The organism is Mycobacterium sp. MAC_080597_8934 (assembly GCF_000523975.1).
Taxonomy (GTDB): domain Bacteria; phylum Actinomycetota; class Actinomycetes; order Mycobacteriales; family Mycobacteriaceae; genus Mycobacterium; species Mycobacterium avium.
The window spans coordinates 1-15,843 of the sequence record NZ_JAOS01000013.1; the positions used below are offsets into that span (position 1 = coordinate 1).

Annotated in this window: 18 protein-coding genes; 12 read left to right on the plus strand and 6 right to left on the minus strand. The window is 66.1% G+C overall.

Annotated features, from left to right (window positions below; genetic code table 11):
* From NF20_RS26075 to NF20_RS06520, 8 genes are all read left to right on the plus strand, one after another.
* A partial coding sequence (locus tag NF20_RS26075; protein WP_155947433.1) for a KAP family P-loop NTPase fold protein occupies nt 1-1,785 on the plus strand: 1,785 nt, incomplete at its 5' end.
* Nucleotides 1,786-1,978: 193 nt separating this feature from the next.
* Entirely contained in the window at nt 1,979-2,194 is a 216-nt protein-coding gene (locus tag NF20_RS28040) for a hypothetical protein (RefSeq protein ID WP_224142653.1), read from the plus strand.
* A gap of 89 nt (nt 2,195-2,283) precedes the next feature.
* Nucleotides 2,284-2,631: a hypothetical protein gene (locus NF20_RS28045; protein WP_019732359.1), complete on the plus strand. Its 348-nt coding sequence runs from the start codon at nt 2,284-2,286 to the stop codon at nt 2,629-2,631.
* 2 nt (nt 2,632-2,633) lie between these two features.
* Entirely contained in the window at nt 2,634-3,929 is a 1,296-nt protein-coding gene (locus NF20_RS26080; protein WP_075362276.1) for a 7-cyano-7-deazaguanine synthase, read from the plus strand.
* A complete protein-coding gene (locus NF20_RS26085) occupies nt 3,926-4,690 on the plus strand; it encodes a TatD family hydrolase (RefSeq protein WP_033713270.1) in 765 nt (254 codons plus the stop codon). The genes NF20_RS26080 and NF20_RS26085 overlap by 4 nt, the downstream gene beginning before the upstream one ends.
* Nucleotides 4,691-4,984: 294 nt before the next feature.
* Nucleotides 4,985-5,506 carry a carboxymuconolactone decarboxylase family protein gene (locus tag NF20_RS06510; protein WP_023898829.1) on the plus strand — a complete coding sequence of 174 codons (522 nt, stop codon included), beginning with the start codon at nt 4,985-4,987 and terminating at the stop codon, nt 5,504-5,506.
* Nucleotides 5,503-6,048, plus strand: a complete 546-nt coding sequence (locus NF20_RS06515) for a carboxymuconolactone decarboxylase family protein (RefSeq protein WP_023865715.1) — start codon at nt 5,503-5,505, stop codon at nt 6,046-6,048. The genes NF20_RS06510 and NF20_RS06515 overlap by 4 nt, the downstream gene beginning before the upstream one ends.
* A gap of 120 nt (nt 6,049-6,168) precedes the next feature.
* On the plus strand, nt 6,169-6,699 hold the full coding sequence (locus NF20_RS06520; protein ID WP_019734505.1) for a TetR/AcrR family transcriptional regulator: 531 nt from the start codon (nt 6,169-6,171) through the stop codon (nt 6,697-6,699).
* Here NF20_RS06520 and NF20_RS06525 read toward each other — a convergent pair.
* Nucleotides 6,688-7,857 (minus strand): acyl-CoA dehydrogenase, encoded by a 1,170-nt coding sequence (locus NF20_RS06525; RefSeq protein WP_033713364.1) that lies wholly within the window; start codon nt 7,855-7,857, stop codon nt 6,688-6,690. The genes NF20_RS06520 and NF20_RS06525 overlap by 12 nt on opposite strands.
* Nucleotides 7,858-7,915: 58 nt before the next feature.
* On the opposite strand from NF20_RS06525, the gene NF20_RS06530 reads away from it, so the two are divergent.
* Nucleotides 7,916-8,692, plus strand: a complete 777-nt coding sequence (locus tag NF20_RS06530; protein WP_033713273.1) for an Rv3717 family N-acetylmuramoyl-L-alanine amidase — start codon at nt 7,916-7,918, stop codon at nt 8,690-8,692.
* Nucleotides 8,693-8,704: 12 nt separating this feature from the next.
* On the opposite strand, the gene NF20_RS06535 is transcribed toward NF20_RS06530, so the two are convergent.
* A complete protein-coding gene (locus NF20_RS06535; RefSeq protein WP_003872393.1) occupies nt 8,705-9,463 on the minus strand; it encodes a cutinase family protein in 759 nt (252 codons plus the stop codon).
* Between the two features lie 236 nt (nt 9,464-9,699).
* On the opposite strand from NF20_RS06535, the gene NF20_RS06540 reads away from it, so the two are divergent.
* On the plus strand, nt 9,700-9,942 hold the full coding sequence (locus NF20_RS06540; protein WP_003878208.1) for a hypothetical protein: 243 nt from the start codon (nt 9,700-9,702) through the stop codon (nt 9,940-9,942).
* Nucleotides 9,943-10,206: 264 nt separating this feature from the next.
* Nucleotides 10,207-11,694, plus strand: a complete 1,488-nt coding sequence (locus NF20_RS06545; RefSeq protein ID WP_033713275.1) for a flavin-containing monooxygenase — start codon at nt 10,207-10,209, stop codon at nt 11,692-11,694.
* Here the strand turns inward: NF20_RS06545 and NF20_RS06550 are convergent.
* The 4 genes from NF20_RS06550 to NF20_RS06565 form a co-directional block, all read right to left on the minus strand.
* On the minus strand, nt 11,691-12,167 hold the full coding sequence (locus tag NF20_RS06550) for a hypothetical protein (protein WP_033713277.1): 477 nt from the start codon (nt 12,165-12,167) through the stop codon (nt 11,691-11,693). The two genes, NF20_RS06545 and NF20_RS06550, sit on opposite strands and share 4 nt — an antisense overlap.
* Before the next feature lie 35 nt (nt 12,168-12,202).
* On the minus strand, nt 12,203-12,745 hold the full coding sequence (locus NF20_RS06555) for an ester cyclase (protein ID WP_033713365.1): 543 nt from the start codon (nt 12,743-12,745) through the stop codon (nt 12,203-12,205).
* Nucleotides 12,746-12,893: 148 nt separating this feature from the next.
* Complete coding sequence (locus tag NF20_RS06560) at nt 12,894-14,201, minus strand: cytochrome P450 (protein WP_033713278.1); 1,308 nt, start codon at nt 14,199-14,201, stop codon at nt 12,894-12,896.
* A gap of 31 nt (nt 14,202-14,232) precedes the next feature.
* On the minus strand, nt 14,233-14,580 hold the full coding sequence (locus NF20_RS06565; RefSeq protein ID WP_019733162.1) for an MmpS family transport accessory protein: 348 nt from the start codon (nt 14,578-14,580) through the stop codon (nt 14,233-14,235).
* Between the two features lie 88 nt (nt 14,581-14,668).
* Between NF20_RS06565 and NF20_RS06570 the strand changes: the two genes are divergently transcribed.
* Nucleotides 14,669-15,754, plus strand: coding sequence for a dihydrodipicolinate reductase (locus NF20_RS06570; RefSeq protein WP_003872386.1), 1,086 nt, complete (start codon nt 14,669-14,671; stop codon nt 15,752-15,754).
* Nucleotides 15,755-15,843: the final 89 nt, after the last annotated feature.

Consider the following 15,843-nt stretch of genomic DNA (forward strand, 5'->3'; position numbering starts at 1 on the left):
GCGCTTGGTGTTTCCGGTCCGTGGGGCAGCGGCAAGAGTACGGTGCTCCGGCTCATCGATAGCGACCTGCAACAGCGCAGCACTACCCAAGAGAACGAGCAGATTCTCGTCGTCCAGAGCGATCCGTGGCGCTACGACCCCTCAGTCGGGGCCAAGGCGACGCTCATAAGCGAGGTGCTGACCGCTCTACAGGAGGAACTGAAGCGTAGAGGTGGAGCGTCGGAGGAGGCACAGAATCTCCTCAAGAAGCTCGCCAAACGCGTCAACTGGGTCAAAGCACTGAAAGTTGCAGCGAGATCGTCAATCACGCTGCAGTTGCCGACCATCGATGACCTGAGCGGCCTTATCAACGAAGAGCCCGCCGATGGCGAGGAGGTTGAAAGCAAGACACTGGACGAGTTCAGAACCGAATTCGCCGACCTTCTCAGTGACGACGCACTTGCCCACGTCAAGCGCGTAGTCGTATTGGTCGACGATCTCGACCGCTGCCTACCGGAAACGGTTGTCGAGACGCTGGAAACCATGCGCCTATTCCTGTCCGTTCGCAAGATGTCGTTCGTCATAGCCGCAGACGAGGACCGGGTGGCCGACGCTTTACGTGATCGCTATCCGAAGGCCGAGCCGAGCGACCCGGAAGAAGAGCCGGCGCGGCTGTACCTGCACAAGATCGTCCAGACGACCCTGAAGCTCCCGGCGCTGAGTCGGTTCGACACCGAGGCGTATCTGCTGCTGTTGCAGCTGCAGAACCGCCCACAGACTGAGCTGAATCCCGAGACTTTCGCCGACATCCTGGCCGGCTGCACCGAACTGCGGACCAAGGCGGGCTCGCTTGATGACCTAACAGTCCCGGCTGGCCTTGACATCACCGGTGAGCGGCAGTTCGCGGCTCGCCTGACACCGATGCTCTACGAGAAGCTGCGTGGTAGCCCGCGTCGGGTCAAGCGCTTCCTCAACGACCTTAACGTCCGAGCGTCAATTGCCCGCCGCCGTGGCATCGAGCTCGACATCGCCGTGGTGGCGAAACTCATGGTGTTGGAACTGCTTTTGCCGGACGAGTTCAATAAGGTCCTGGACTGGCTGGCCCGCGGCGAGCTGCGCGACAAGCTGGCCGAGCTTGAGCGTCTGGCTGGGCGGGTGGATAGCGGGCCCTCGACCGAGGAGGAAGCTGTTGCGGCTGAGTCGAAAGACGATGGTGAAGCATCAAAGGCAAGCAAGAAGACAGCGGCCAGCAAGAAACCCCAGGAAGCATCCAAGGAGAAGGCCGAGGAGTTCTCGGACAACTTCGTTCGCTGGGCGAAGCTGCCACCGCCACTGGCCAAAATCGACCTCAGTCCTTACCTCCACCTCGCGGCATCGTTTGGCAGTACACCTCTTATCGACGTTGGCTTGCCGGAACGGCTGCGTGATATTGCGACTAACCTCCTCTCTTCCTCGCGCATCGAGCAGAAGGCAGTGACCGATGACGACCTGCGGGCGCTCGGCGTCACCGATGCTGTCACCCTGGTCGAGCATCTGGGTCGGATAGCCCGCGACCGACCGACTGAGATGAGCCGTGCGGTCGGGGGAATCCTGCGCATCACCAACGTCGTGCCTGCCACAGTGAACGACGCCGAGAGGGCGTTGAAGGCCTTGCCCGTTGCGGACATTCGCCCGCCCGTCATCCTGCTGTTTAGTGGCAAGCCTGCAACCCAGTTCGCTGCGGTGCTAAGTGACTGGTCGAACCGCACGTCCGATCAGCCGCTCAAGAACGCCATAGCTGGATTGGCGACACAGGGAGCTAGGTAGATGGGCACTAGCGGTGCCTACGGCGGCGCGGGGGGTAAAGCGGGTCGTGATGTGGCGGCTGGCGCCGACGCATGGATCGATAGCCTCACCGGCGGGGATGCTAGTGGGGGCGCCGGTGTCGTTAGTGATGGAAGTACTACTAGTGGCGGTAATAGCAGCGAGGTAATCGAGCTACCTCCCCAGTTGGTGTCTGGTGCCTTGGCGCAGCTGCGTCCACGAGTCCCTAGCGGTGGCGGGGGTGGTGGCGGTGGGATGTCTGGCGCCGGCGGCCGTGTGCGGGAATCGGGCGCAAGTGGTGGCGGTCGCCGAAGTGGTGGACTTCGACGTTCGACAACCCGTGCTGCCGGTGCAGCCGGACGAGCTGGTGCAGCGGCATACGCTTACGCCACCGGCGATCGAGCCGGCCTAGCCGCGCTCGGACTCGACTTCGACAGTCTGCGGACGCTCGGCGACCCGATCGCGGTAACGACCCGCATTGTTGAGGCCGCCTGCGGACCGTTGGGCAACGGCACTCTAGAAGATCACGAAGAGCGTTACGTCGCTGCCAGTGTCGCCGAGTGGGTGCTCGAACAAGCCGAGAGCGGCAGCCCGCCCGCGCCTGAGGAGATTGCCCGGCACTCGATTGCTGCCGTCGTGGCTGAGGTTCTCGCCACAGAAATCACCGAAGCGCTAAACCAGCGGCCGGAAGAAGTCGCCGCCGTGGCCGAGGAGGAGTTGTTCGAGGCGGCCGAAGTACTGGCCAGCAAGGTCGATCTATCCGTGAATGGCGTCACCGAAGCCGAACTGTCGAAGGCTATCGAGGAAGGCATTGACACGCTGAAGCAGATTTACGGAGTGAGCAGCTAGCCATGCCTGACTTCACACTCCGCTTGTCTGTACCCGAGGCGCCCAAGCCAGCCGAATTGCGGGAGAACTTCTACTGGACGGCAGAAGGGCCATCGTCGTTCGAGGCGCCGTACGGACCCCGCCTGGGCAAGCTCGGACCAGTTCGCCCGGAGAACGTCGACTTCGTTCGCCTGGCACTGCTCGTGTTTGCAGCCGACCGGACGACCCTTCGGTCGGGCGGTGGCTCGAACTGGTCACAGCGCGAATTTCGACTGCGAGTTCCTGTGGGGAAGCCGGAGCCGTGGCTCGCTGCCAAGGCCGAGCTTGAGCGTCTGCTGGATTTTCTGACAGGCGACGCATGGACGTTGGAGTTCTACCGTGCCCGGCCGCCGAAGGAGCCGGTGGCTAAGCAGCTGCCATTGGTCGCTCCCAAGCGAGTTGTTCTCCTGAGCGGCGGTGCGGACTCCGCCGTTGGAGCGTTGCTGTCGAGGTCTCAGTTGGCCGGTGATGAAGGACACCTCTTGTTGTCACATGTCGGCGCCAAGAACCTTGCGCCGATACAGCGTGATGTGGCCACGACAGCCGAGAAGTTGATACCGGGCCCAGCGCAAGTGCACGTGCAGATTGGTTTGCGCCGCAGCAGTAAACAGATCGACGGCTCGCCGTTTGCGAACGAGCCGTCCAGCCGCTCGCGATCGTTGCTACTTCTGAGCCTCGGCCTGGCGGCAGCATCCGTAGACGGAGTGCCGCTGTGGATTCCCGAGAACGGCTTCGCATCACTCAACCCTCCACTCGACCCCAACCGTCGCGGCAGCCTATCGACACGCACAACGCACCCGGCGTTTCTGGACGGCCTGGCACAAATCTTGTCCGGTGTTGGGGCACATGGAGAAATTCAGAACCCATTCACCGCGATGACCAAAGGTGAGATGTTTACCAAGGCAGCCGAACTGGTCGGCGGCGATAAGTCGGCAGTGTGTCTGAGCGCGACGCACTCGTGCGGTCTGACCGGTCAGCGAGCGTTTGGGCTGCCGGTAACCAAACAATGTGGCGTTTGCTTCGGATGCGTCGTGCGACGAGCTTCATTCAAGGCTGCGGGGCTCCAAGACACCACTGACTACATCGATCCCAACACCAGCACTCGGGTCAAGGACTGGCTGATAAGGAATTCGGTTGAGCGCTCCATGAAAGGCTTCTTGCGACGCAGCGTGCGCACCCGTGACCTCGCGACCATGAGCCTGCCACCGAACTACCCGATTTCGGCCGCAGCCGAGTTGTGTCGGCGGGCATGTATTGAGCTGGAGAATTACTTCGCATGAGGACGCTGCCGGCGCTCGACCTACACGCCCACATCGAGCCAGCCATTGCGGCGCATGAGCTCACCGCACTCGGTGCCGCCGTCTTCGCAGTTACCCGGTCGCTAGGCGAGGCGGAGGCGGCGCTGCGCCGTAACGATCCGACGACAGTTTGGGGTGTCGGATGCCACCCGGGATTGCTTAGTGCGCAACGGGATTTCTCGCCTAATCAGTTTGCTGGTCTGCTGGATGCTACCGCGTTCGCGGGGGAAGTAGGACTCGACGGGAAGTCACGGGTTCCGATGACAACGCAGCTTATGACGTTCTGGTCGGTCCTTGAGGCCCTGCGCGACAAGCCTCGTATCGCTACCATCCACAGTTATTTAGCGACGAGCAAGGTGTTGGATCTGCTTGCCGCGGCCGGGCTGGCGGGCATTGTCTTGCACTGGTGGCTGGGCTCGCCGACAGAGACAGCTCGTGCAGTCGAGCTCGGGTGCTACTTCTCGATCAACGCGGCGATGCTGAGGCGTGACGACATTCTCAGATCGATCCCCATCGACCGGGTGTTTACTGAGACTGACCATCCGTTTGGAGATCGAACATCCCGTTCGATACGTCAGCCAGGTGCGGTCAGTGATGTCGAGATGGCTCTGGCGACTATGCACGGTCTGTCGAAAGAGATGATTCGTATCCAGCTTTGGAGAAATTTGCGCACAGCGGTGTCCGAGCTGGGGGTGGGCGCAATGTTGCCGAAGGAACTCCGCAGCCATTTGGCAGCCGTCTAAACGACACGGGCGCCTAAGCTGGCCGACCACGTCAGCTGATTTCGATAGACATCAGATCGGTTAAGCGAACATCCAATGGAAGCACATGAGTTAGCACTTTTCGCAACGCTCTACATCTTTCGACGCAGGGCGCTTCAGCATCTACCGCCGTCCCAAGGTGCCAGCAGTGCCGCCGCCGAGGTCTGCAACAGCCCCGAGCCCAGGCTCGCGCGTTGCGGCACGCACCATCACGGCGCGGGACTCCCGCAGGCTGGCAACTTAAGGTCGAGGAGCCCACCGCGAAAGGACCACCCCGTGACGCGAATGCCCCTCGCGAACGCCGACGAGCAACCCGACCACATCCGCCAACTCTTGGAGCGCCCCGACACTCTCAACGTCCTACGCCTGATCGCCAACGCGCCCAACATCTTCGAATCCTGGTCGCAGATGGCCAGCCAACTCTTCGAAACCGAAACCTTCACCCCGCGGCTGCGCGAAGTGATCATCCTGCGCGTCGCGCATCTGCAGGATTCGCCCTACGAGCTCGCCCAACACGTCGTCTTCGGCCGCGCGGCCGGCCTGACCGATCACGAGATCGACGCCCTGCAAGACAAGGCGGACCTCGACGCGGCAGGGTTCACCGACGACGAACGCACCGTCATCGACACCGTCACCGAGCTGTGCACCACCCACCGCCTGGACGACGCCTCCTTCGCCAAAGCGCACACACTGCTCGGCGACGAGGCCCTCACCGAGATGCTGATGATCGTCGCGACCTACTACGGCCTGGCATTAGTCCTTAACGCAACGGACCTCGACATCGACGCAGCGACATGACCCGCATCCCGTACCGCCGGCCCGAAGAGATGCCCGCCAGAGCCCGCGAATTGACCGCGCGCCGCGGCAATCTCAACGTCTACCGCGCCCTGGCCAACGCCGAAAAGGTCTTCACCAGCTGGATGGTCGCCGGCGATGCCGCGCTGAGCAGCCCGGTGCTGCCCCGACGGCTGCGCGAACTCATCGTCCTGCGCACCGCATCGGCGATGGACTGCCCCTACGAGCTCGGCCAACACCGGGACGTGGCACGAACCGTCGGCATCGACCCCGACACCATCGACGCCGTCATCTCCGAAACCGGCTGGCAGACTGACGATCTCACCCCCACCGAGCTGGCGGTGCTGCACCTGACCACCGAGCTGGTCACCACCCGCCGGGTCGCCGCGCCACTCTTCGATCGCGTCCACCGCGCCCTCGGCACCGAGGCCACCGTGGAGGCACTGATGGTGATCAACCGCTACGCGGGACTGGCGTTGATGCTCAATGCGCTCGAGGTGGACCTCGACGAGACCGCCCGGCTGCCCATACCGCCGACGAGCTGAGCCCAACAAGGCGGCACCGAGATCGCCAATCTCCTCAGGGGAGAGGGCGCCTCCCGTAATCTGCATGATGTGGCACCCAAGCCCAAGTCAACCCGTCTGTCAGTCGAGGACTGGCTCGAGGTGGGCTACACCGTGCTCGCCGAAGAGGGCGTGCGGGCGCTGAAGGTCGAACGCCTCTGCCAGCAGGCGGGTGTCACCCGCGGCAGCTTCTACTGGCACTTCGAGGACATCGACAACTACCGGGCCGCCCTGGTCGAATCGTGGAATAAGTTCCTCGAACGCGACCGCCAGGCGCTCTCAGAGCTCGACTCGCTGCCACCCCGGGAGCGCCTCTCAGCCATGATGGGCACCCTGGTCAGCCCGCAGTACTGGATGCTGGAGCGGGCGATGCGCGAATGGGCGCGCCTGGACCCGGTCGCCGCCGAGAACATCCGGGCCGCCGACCGGCACCTGCTGCGCACCGTCACCAAGGCCTACCGCGACTACGGCTTTTCCCCGGAGGACGCCAAGCTGCGCGCGGAGCTGACCTTCGCCGCGGGCATCGGACTGCTGCACCTCACCGGCTCGGCCGAGCAGGCTCAATCGCTGGCCCAACGCGAACGATTCCTCGACCTGATGCTGACCGAGGCGGGCGTGGCCTCAGATCATTGAGATCGGGGAGATCTTCGCCCCAATCGCCAACGCCCCGGCCAACTCTCGGCTCGTGTCGTAGTCGAACACCACATGCCCCGCGGCGATGTCCACGTCGCGCTTGGCGCGCTGCATCGGGCTGGACAGGAAATGAGCGCTCGCGCCGGACGCCTCCATCACGTCGGCGATGATCGCCCGGCTTTCGTGCACCGTGCGCGCGGCCGCCAGCCGGGCCTCGGCCCGCACCGAGCGGCTCACCCGGTCGCCGTCGGCGACGATCGCCTCGATCCGGTCGGCGGTCTGTGCGACCAACGCCCGCAGCGCGTCCAGCCGCACCCGGGCCTCGCCCAGCCTGATCTGCGCGGCGGGCTGATCCTTTTGCGCCACTGCGCTATACGCCAGCACCCGCTCGCCGAGCCGGTCGGCGAACAGCTGCACCACCCGCTCCGCCGCCCCCAGCACGGGCATCGCCGCCGTCAGCGCCAGCGCGGGCACCATCGGCCAGCGATAGGTGGCGGCGGCGTGCTCGCGCGCGCCGGGCGCGGTCCCGCCGTAGATGTCGGCCACCGCCACCAGCCGATGCTCGGGAACGAAGACGTCGGTGATCACCACGTCATGCGAACCCGTGCCGCGCATGCCGGCGGTGTGCCAGGTGTCGACGACCTCGACCTGCCCGGCGGGCACCACGACCAACGCCGGATCGATGCGGTCGGTGCGCTCGATCAACGCGCCGACGATCAGCCAATCGGCGTCCATCGCCCCCGTCGCCCAGGACCACCTGCCGGTCAGCCGCACACCAACGTCGGCCGGTGTGCCGCGGCCGGTGGGCGCCAGGGGAGCCGGCGCCAGCACCGGCCCGGACGCGAAGACCTCCCGCTGCGCCCGCGGATCGAACAACGACAGCATCCAGTTGTGCAGCGCATAGAAACCCAGCGTCCAAGCGCTCGACGCGCAGCCGTGCGCCATTCGCCGAATCGGTTGCAGCAGTTCGGGAAACGAGGCTTCCAGGCCACCGAACCGGGCCGGCAACAGCAGGCGGAACAGCTCGGTCTGCCGGAACTCGTCGACCGTCGCCGCCGGCAGCCGGCGCAGCCGCTCGGCCTCCTCGGCGCGCTCGCCCAACCGCGCCACGAATTCGTCGGTGATGCCATGCAGGGCGTGATGTTCGACCACGGACATGCGCACGACCATAACATACTTTTTAGTATGTAGAGCCCGCGGTTGTTACCATCGCGCGGTGAGTGATCGCCGAGGGCCGCGGTCCGTGGCCCGCCGCGACGTCCTGCGCCTCGCCGGCGCCATGCCGGTGATCCTGGCCGCCGGTGCGGTACTGCCCGGCCCGCGCGCGGCGGCCGGTGTGGCCGGCATGTCGGTCTTCCTCGACCCGGGACACAACGCCGTCAACGACGCGTCGATCAATCGGCCGGTGCCCAACGGTCGCGGCGGCAGCAAGCCGTGCCAAACCTCGGGGGCGGCGGCCGACGACGGCTATCCCGAGCACGCGTTCACCTGGGCGGTGGTCGGCCTGATCAACGCGTCGCTGAACCAGATGGGCGTGCACACCCAGCTGTCCCGGGCCGACGACAGCGGCGTCGGTCCGTGCATCGACCAGCGCGCCGACGCGGCCAACGCGATGCGACCGGACGCGATCGTGAGCATCCACGCCGACGGCGGGCCCGCGTCCGGCAGCGGATTCCACGTCAACTACTCCAGCCCGCCGCTGAACGACGTCCAGGCCGGCCCCGCCGTGCAGCTCGCCCATGCGATGCGAGATGCCTTGGCGCAGGCTGGTTTTCAGCCCGCCACCTACATCGGCTCGGACGGCCTGTACGGCCGCGACGACCTGGCCGGGCTGAACCTGGCTCAGTACCCGGCGGTGCTGGTCGAACTCGGCAACATGAAAAACGCCGGTGACGCCGCGCGAATGGAAAGCCCCGATGGCCGGGCGGCATACGCCGCCGCGGTCACCACGGGAATCGTCGCCTTCCTGAACGCGAAAGCCGCGTCGGGCTAGCCGAGCGGCTGCTCAGCTGCCGAAGCCGCCGCCGCTCGGCGCCGCCACCGTCGCCGGCCCGCCCAGGCCGAGGTGGCTGGAGGCGAACGCGACGCCCTTGTCGATCATTTCGTTGTCGTTGGCGTAGGTGTTGTGCGCGGCGAAGTTCATCCCGTCCGAGCACACCGGATCCTCGGTGGCGCACACCTTCAGCGTCTTGTCCTGGTAGGCCGGGCCGATGACCACCGGCGGCTCGTTCAGGAAATTCATCGCGCGCACGTTGGGCATGCCGAACAGCACCACCGAGGAGACGTGGTTGGCGACCTCGGGATCCAGCGGCTTGGGCACGGTGTTGGGGTCGACGCCGTCGGGCACCGAGGCCGAGGTGACGAAGCCCATCACGGCCGCGCCCTGCGAGTAGCCGCCGAGCACCATCTTGGTGTTGGGGCAGTCGTGCGCCATCGAATTCACATGTGCGCCCGCATCTCTGATGCCCTCGATGCCGGTGTCCCACTGGTCACTCGCGGGGTAGTTGACCGGGTAGACGTCGAAGGACCGCCCGCCCACCCGCTGGTGCAGGGCGTCGACGAACGCTTGCCCGGTGGGGCCGACGCCGGGGGCTTCACCGGTGCCCCGCGCGAACACCACCTGGATGTCCGGACATTGGGCCGCGGCGGTGGGGATGACCGAACCGGACACCGCCGAGGCGGCCACACCCGAGGCCGCCATGACCAGTGCTGAACCGAGAGAACGAACGATGTGACGTGCGAACATGCCGTCGAAAATGCCCATGCAAGCCCCTCCCAAACCTGTCAAGTTTCCGACCGTTTAATGAAATTTTCCTGTATGCCCGGGCGCGGCGACGAACGGTGGACAGGGGCGGCGTCGCCTCCATCGGACCGACGCCGCAATTGCGCAGTCGCGTCGTTGTACCAAGACAGTCTAAGCGTCGTTTGGGGTATCCACGGGCGGGTAGCCGGAGACCGCGAGCACATAATCCACTACTCACGGTCTGACGAGGTGACGACATGGCAACGGGTGAAACGGGTTTCGACGACGTGACCTACGACCTGATCTCCGTCCAGTACCACTCGCTGAAGGCGGGCCACGACTACGGCCAGTACGTGCGCGACGCGAAGAACGCCGGCATGGAGGAGATCGCCTCCTTCTTCAGCGAGGTGATGGCCCAGGACTCCGAGCGGGCGCGGCGCTGCCACGAGTTCCTCGGCCAACTGCAGGGGACGCCCGCCGCCGGCCCGGCCACAAGATAAGAATCACCGCGAGCCGCCGCGCCCGCCTGCCGAGCTAATACCCGAACCGGGTCAGCCCGAGCGGGGCCCGGACCGGCGTTTGCGCTGACAAGGACGGGGTAATCGCGCGCAATGACCCCTCACCGCATTACCGCGCGGGTGTCAGCATGGTCACATACTGGCAAAGCTCGGATGCGCCTGTCGGCGAGGCCTATTAGAGTTGCGTATCTTAGGGAAAGCTTAGGTATTCGTTAAGTATGGGTTAGGTAGCTACGGAGCAAGGCTGTGGTCACAGACCGTTTCGACGCGATCATCGTGGGTGCGGGTTTCGGCGGCATCGGCGCCGCCATCCAGCTCAAGCGCCTGGGCTTTGACAACATCGTCATCCTCGACCGCGAGGACGACCTGGGCGGAACCTGGCACGTCAACCACTACCCGGGCATCGCCGTCGACATCCCGTCCACCACCTACTCGTACTGGTTCGAGCCCAACCCCGGCTGGTCACGGCTGTTCGCCCCGGGCGGCGAGGTGAAGCAGTACGCCGCCGACGTCGCCGACAAATACGACGTGCGCCGGCACATGCGGTTCAACACCACCGTCGAGGGCGCGCAGTGGGACGAGGACGCCGAGGTGTGGCGGGTCGCGCTGGCCGGCGGCGAGAGCCTGACCACCCGCTTCCTGATCACCGCGACCGGCTTCCTGTCGCAGCCGCACACGCCCGACATCCCGGGCATCGGCAGCTTCGGGGGAAAGGTCGTGCACACCACGGCGTGGGACCACGACTACCGCTACCAGGGCCGGCGCATCGCGGTCATCGGCACCGGGGCGTCCGCCGTGCAGGTCGTCCCGGAGCTGGCCAAGGAGGCCGGGGAGCTGACCGTCTACCAGCGCACCGCCACCCACGTGCTGCCCAAGGTGGATTTCGAGTTCGACCCCGCGGTGCGGCGCCTGTTCGCGCGGGTGCCGGCGGCGCAGCGCGCGCTGCGCTGGGTGACCGACGTGCTGCTCGAGATCATCATGATCGTCGGCGCGTTGCACTTCAAGGAATCCCGCGGCCGGGGCAACATCTCCGCCTCAGATCTGGCCAAGATCAACCGATTTCGGTGGATCCGGGACAAGGAACTGCGCGCCAAGCTGACGCCGGACTACGACTGCGGCTGCAAGCGGCCCACCTTCTCCAACAGCTTCTACCGCGTCCTCACCCAGCCGAACGTGCACCTGCAGACCAACCCGATCGAACGGATCGAGCCGGACGGCATCGTCACCGCCGACGGACGCAAGACCGTCATCGACACCCTGGTGCTGGCAACGGGTTTCGACCTGTGGGAGGCCAACTTCCCTGCCATCGAGGTGATCGGCCGCAAGGGCCGCAACCTGGGCAAGTGGTGGCGCGAGACCCGGTTCCAGGCCTACCAGGGCGTGTCCATGCCGTACTTCCCCAATTACCTGAGCCTGGCCAGCCCGTTCGCCTTCTCCGGCTTGTCCTTCTTCCACACCATCGAATACCAGATGCGGCACATGGACCGGCTGCTCGGCGAGGTCAAGCGCCGCGGCGCGACCACCTTCGAGGTCACCGAGGAGGCCAACGACCGGTTCATGGAGCGGATGACCAAACTGCTGGACAACTCGGTGTTCTATGCCGGCAACTGCGCCACATCGCGGTCGTACTACTTCAGTCCCAGCGGCGAGGCCTCGCTGCTGCGGCCCACGTCGACGCTGAACTCGATCCGCGAAGCCAGCAGCTTCCCGCTCAGCGACTACGTCATCGCCTAGCCCGCCCGGCGGTGCGCCGACCCGGTCAGCGGCTGCCCGTCGGACGACTGCAGCAGGCAGATCACCGTGCTCGGGGTGGGGTTGGCGCCGGTGCGATCCTGATTCGAATCGATCAGATAGGTGATCGAAAACCGACCGCCGTCGCCACCGGTGTAGCCGGGCAGCCCGGCCGCGCAATCCCGATTCGCCACGCTGGCGATGGCGGCGTCCACGGCCATCGGCGCCCGCAGATACACCTCGGCCAAATGCGCTGTGGCGCAGTCGACCACGGTGACGTCGACCCGGCTGCCGTCGGCCGGCGGCAGGTCGGCCACGCACTGACCGGGCTGCAGGTCGATCCACTTCTCGGTGTGCGAGCCCGGCGGTGGCGGGGCGGCGGTGACGGTGGGGGTGGCGAGGCTGGCGTTGGCCCAGCAGCCCACCGCCGCGACCGCGGCCAGGCCGCACCGGGTGCGCAGCCGCCGAACCCGCATCGGAAGCCTCCCTGGATCCCTTGCCTGGATGGAGTTTACGGCGCGCCGGTCAGCGCCGGATCCGGTTTTTCCGACGACATCGCCAAGAACCCCCGCACGCAGCGCGCAGCCAGCAGCCAGTTGCCCGGCCTCTTCATGTCCAGCCCACCCAGCAGCTGTTTGATCATGGTCAGCGTGTCGAAGTAAATGCGTTCGCAGACAAGGGTTTCGGTGTCGTCGAACAGGAAGTAGGCGGTCATGCGGACGCGGAACCGGCTGCCGGTTGGCGGCACCTTGCCCAGGTAACCGCGATGCGTGCCCATCAGCCAGAATTCGACGATCACCGCGTCGGCGCTGTGCCGCAGCGCGATGATCTCGTGGTCCTGGTCGGGGAACGCGGTCCGCGTGTAGGCGTAGTAGTCGCGCACCGCCGCTTCGCCGTCGTGCACGATCAGTTGCGGGATCAGCTCGTAACGCGGATGCGGGAAGGTCGACAACACGTCGCCCCAGGCGTGGCGGACCTCGTCGTGGAAGTGGTCGAGCACCAGCTTCTGGCGGGCGACCAGCATGTCGGGAGCGGGAAACGCGGGGATGGTCACCGGCTCAGCGTAATCCGGCGGCCCGGCCCGGCGGGTGGTGTTCGCGCCGCGAATCCGATAGCGGATGTGGTAGTGGATCTGGCACGCACACATGCCTTGGGAGACAGGCGAACTCGGGGCTAGCGCGGCGGAGTCCGGGCCACCGGGCCTAGCGCGGGGGAGTCCAGGCGACCGGCAGGCGCTTGATGCCGTGGATGAATTGCGACAGCAGCCGCGCGGGCTCGTCGGTGGCGACGATGTCGGGGATCTCGTGGCGCAACTCGTCGAACACCACCCGGATCTCGCGGCGCGCCAGGTTGGCGCCCAGGCAGAAGTGCGCGCCCCCGCCGCCGAAACCCAGGTGCGGGTTGGGAGTGCGCGACACGTCGAACAGCCAGGGATTGTCGAACGTCGACTCGTCCCGGTTGGCCGAGTTGTACCAGAGCGCGACCTTGTCGCCGGCCTTCATCTTGGTGCCGCGCAGCTTGACGTCGCGGGTCAGGGTGCGCCGCATGTACACCACCGGCGAGGCCCACCGCACGACCTCCTCCACCGCGGTCGGCGTCAACCGGTCGAAGTCCGAGAACCACTTGTCGCGCTCGTCGGGGTAGCGGGACAGGGCCAGCACCCCGTGGCTGATCGCGTTGCGCGTCGTCTCGTTGCCGGCCACCACCAGCAGGATGAAGAACGACGCGATCTCCGACGACGTCAACCGTTCCCCGTCCACCTCGGCCTCCACCAGGCTGGTGGTCAGGTCGTCGTGATGGTTGACCCGCCGATCCTCGGCCAGCGCGGTGGCGTAGGCGCCGATGTCCATCGACACCTGAAGGAACTCCTCGAAATCGGTGGCCAGGTCCGGGTCGCCGAACCCGAGAATCACGTTGGTCCAATGGAATACCCGCTGATGGTCCTCCTCGGGGATGCCCATCATGTCGCAGATGACCTGCAGCGGCAGCGGCCCGGCCAGCTCGCTGACCAGCTCGGCCTCCCCGTTGGGGTGATTGGCGACCAGCGACGACACCAGCCGGCGGGCCCGCTCGCGCACCGACGCCTCGATGCGCGCCACCACCTTCGGGGTGAACGCGCGGCTGACGATCGAGCGCAGCCGCTGGTGGCGCGGATCGTCGAGCACGATCATCGAGCCGAAATACTCTGCCAGCTCCGGTGTTTGGTCGTTGATGGTGATGTTCGGGACGGAGCTGAAGATCTCCGGATGCCGGCTGGCGAAGTGGACGTCCTCGTGCTTGGTCAGCGCCCAATAACCGTTGCCCGCCACGAACCCGTCCATCTCGATCGCGGGCCAGAACGAGATCGGCGCCTCGCGGCGCAACGTGGCGAAGGCGCCGTCGCGGAAGTCGTCGTCGTATCCCCAAAAGTCAAGCGACTCAAGGTGAATGTCGGCCAGCGGGATGCGGGGCGGCGGCGTCCCGTTGTTCCGTGTGGCCAAGCCCTTTTTCGGTCTCGTCTTGAGGCTCACCGGGACCTCCTCTGTGCTCGGGACTGCTCGGTCAGTGGGTGCACACGGTCCGGGCGGGCGTGCCGACCGAAGCCGTCGCCGCGCTCACCACGTTGCCGTCGACCAGGATCTTGCAGGAGATGGGACCCGGTCCCTGCGCGCTGACGGTGAACACCTCCCCGCCGAACCCGGTGAACTGCGTCGACCAGGGCAGCGGCGCGTTCACCTGATGCAGCTGACCGGTGTCGGTTTGGTAGTAGATGAATTCGGCGACCGCGGGCCCGTTGACCTCGTAGCGGACCTGCGGCATCTGGGGCAGCGCGTGGGCCACACCGCAGGCGTTCGCGAAACCGAAACCGACGGCCACCAACAGCGACGACCCGGCGAGGTGCTTGCTCATAAATGCATCGTGTCACCACGGGCGACGGTAGGGAAGCTTATGGTGAAGCCCGACGCGGGGATTGGTGAACCGAAAGGTGGCGGCAAGGATGTCCGAACACGGCTCGAAGCGTGTGGTCGTTTGGGGTACGGGTTTCGTCGGCAAGATGGTGATCGCCGAGATCGTCAAGCATCCGCTGTTCGAGTTGGTGGGGGTGGGCGTCAGCAACCCGGCCAAGGTCGGCCGCGACGTCGCCGACATCTGCGGGCTGCCCGAGCCGACGGGCGTCATCGCCACCGACGACGTGGACGCCCTGATCGCGCTGAAACCCGACGCGCTGGTGCACTACGGCCCGACGGCCATGCACGCCAAGGAGAACATCGCGCTGATCACCCGGTTCCTGCGGGCCGGCATCGACGTGTGCTCGACCGCGATGACGCCGTGGGTGTGGCCGACCATGCACCTCAACCCGCCCAACTGGATCGCGCCCATCACCGAGGCCTGCGAGCTGGGGGAGTCGTCCTGCTTCACCACCGGCATCGACCCCGGCTTCGCCAACGACCTGTTCCCGATGACCCTGATGGGCCTGTGCTCGGAGGTGCGCCGCGTCCGGGCCTCCGAGCTGCTCGACTACACCAACTACGAGGGCGACTACGAGGTCGAGATGGGCATCGGCCGCGAGCCCGAATACAGCCCGATGCTGGAAAACCGCGACGTGCTGATCTTCGCCTGGGGCGCCACCGTCCCGATGATCGCGCACGCGGCCGGCATCATGCTCGACGAGATCACCACCACCTGGGACAAGTGGGTGACACCCACCGAACGCACCACCGCCAAGGGCGTCATCAAACCCGGGCACGTCGCCGCCGTCCGGTTCACCATCAACGGCGTCTACCGGGGCGAGACCCGCATCCAGCTCGAGCACGTCAACCGGATCGGGCTGGACGCCGCCCCGGACTGGCCGTCCGGCCACGACAACGACGTCTACCGGGTGGACATCGAGGGCACCCCGAGCATCTTCCAGGAGACCGCGTTCCGCTTCACCGACGGCTCCGGGCGGGACGCCGCCGCGGCCGGATGCCTGGCCACCGGGCTGCGGGCGCTGAACGCCGTGCCGGCGGTCAACGAGCTGCGGCCCGGCTGGGTCACTCCGCTCGACCTGCCGCTCATCCCCGGCGCCGGCACCATCCGCTGAGGCGCGCACAGCGTGCGCATAGCCGAAGCTGACCCGAGATACAGGTTCGGACGGCACAATGACGGCTAGCCGAATGCGAGTCGGTGCGC

Coding starts and splice junctions, on each gene's coding strand:
- NF20_RS26080 (WP_075362276.1), top strand. CDS start 2,634: ATGCCTGACTTCACACTCCGCTTGTCTGTACCCGAGGCGCCCAAGCCA.
- NF20_RS26085 (WP_033713270.1), top strand. CDS start 3,926: ATGAGGACGCTGCCGGCGCTCGACCTACACGCCCACATCGAGCCAGCC.
- NF20_RS06515 (WP_023865715.1), top strand. CDS start 5,503: ATGACCCGCATCCCGTACCGCCGGCCCGAAGAGATGCCCGCCAGAGCC.
- NF20_RS06525 (WP_033713364.1), bottom strand. CDS start 7,857: ATGTCCGTGGTCGAACATCACGCCCTGCATGGCATCACCGACGAATTC.
- NF20_RS06535 (WP_003872393.1), bottom strand. CDS start 9,463: ATGGGCATTTTCGACGGCATGTTCGCACGTCACATCGTTCGTTCTCTC.
- NF20_RS06540 (WP_003878208.1), top strand. CDS start 9,700: ATGGCAACGGGTGAAACGGGTTTCGACGACGTGACCTACGACCTGATC.
- NF20_RS06550 (WP_033713277.1), bottom strand. CDS start 12,167: ATGCGGGTTCGGCGGCTGCGCACCCGGTGCGGCCTGGCCGCGGTCGCG.
- NF20_RS06565 (WP_019733162.1), bottom strand. CDS start 14,580: ATGAGCAAGCACCTCGCCGGGTCGTCGCTGTTGGTGGCCGTCGGTTTC.
- NF20_RS06570 (WP_003872386.1), top strand. CDS start 14,669: ATGTCCGAACACGGCTCGAAGCGTGTGGTCGTTTGGGGTACGGGTTTC.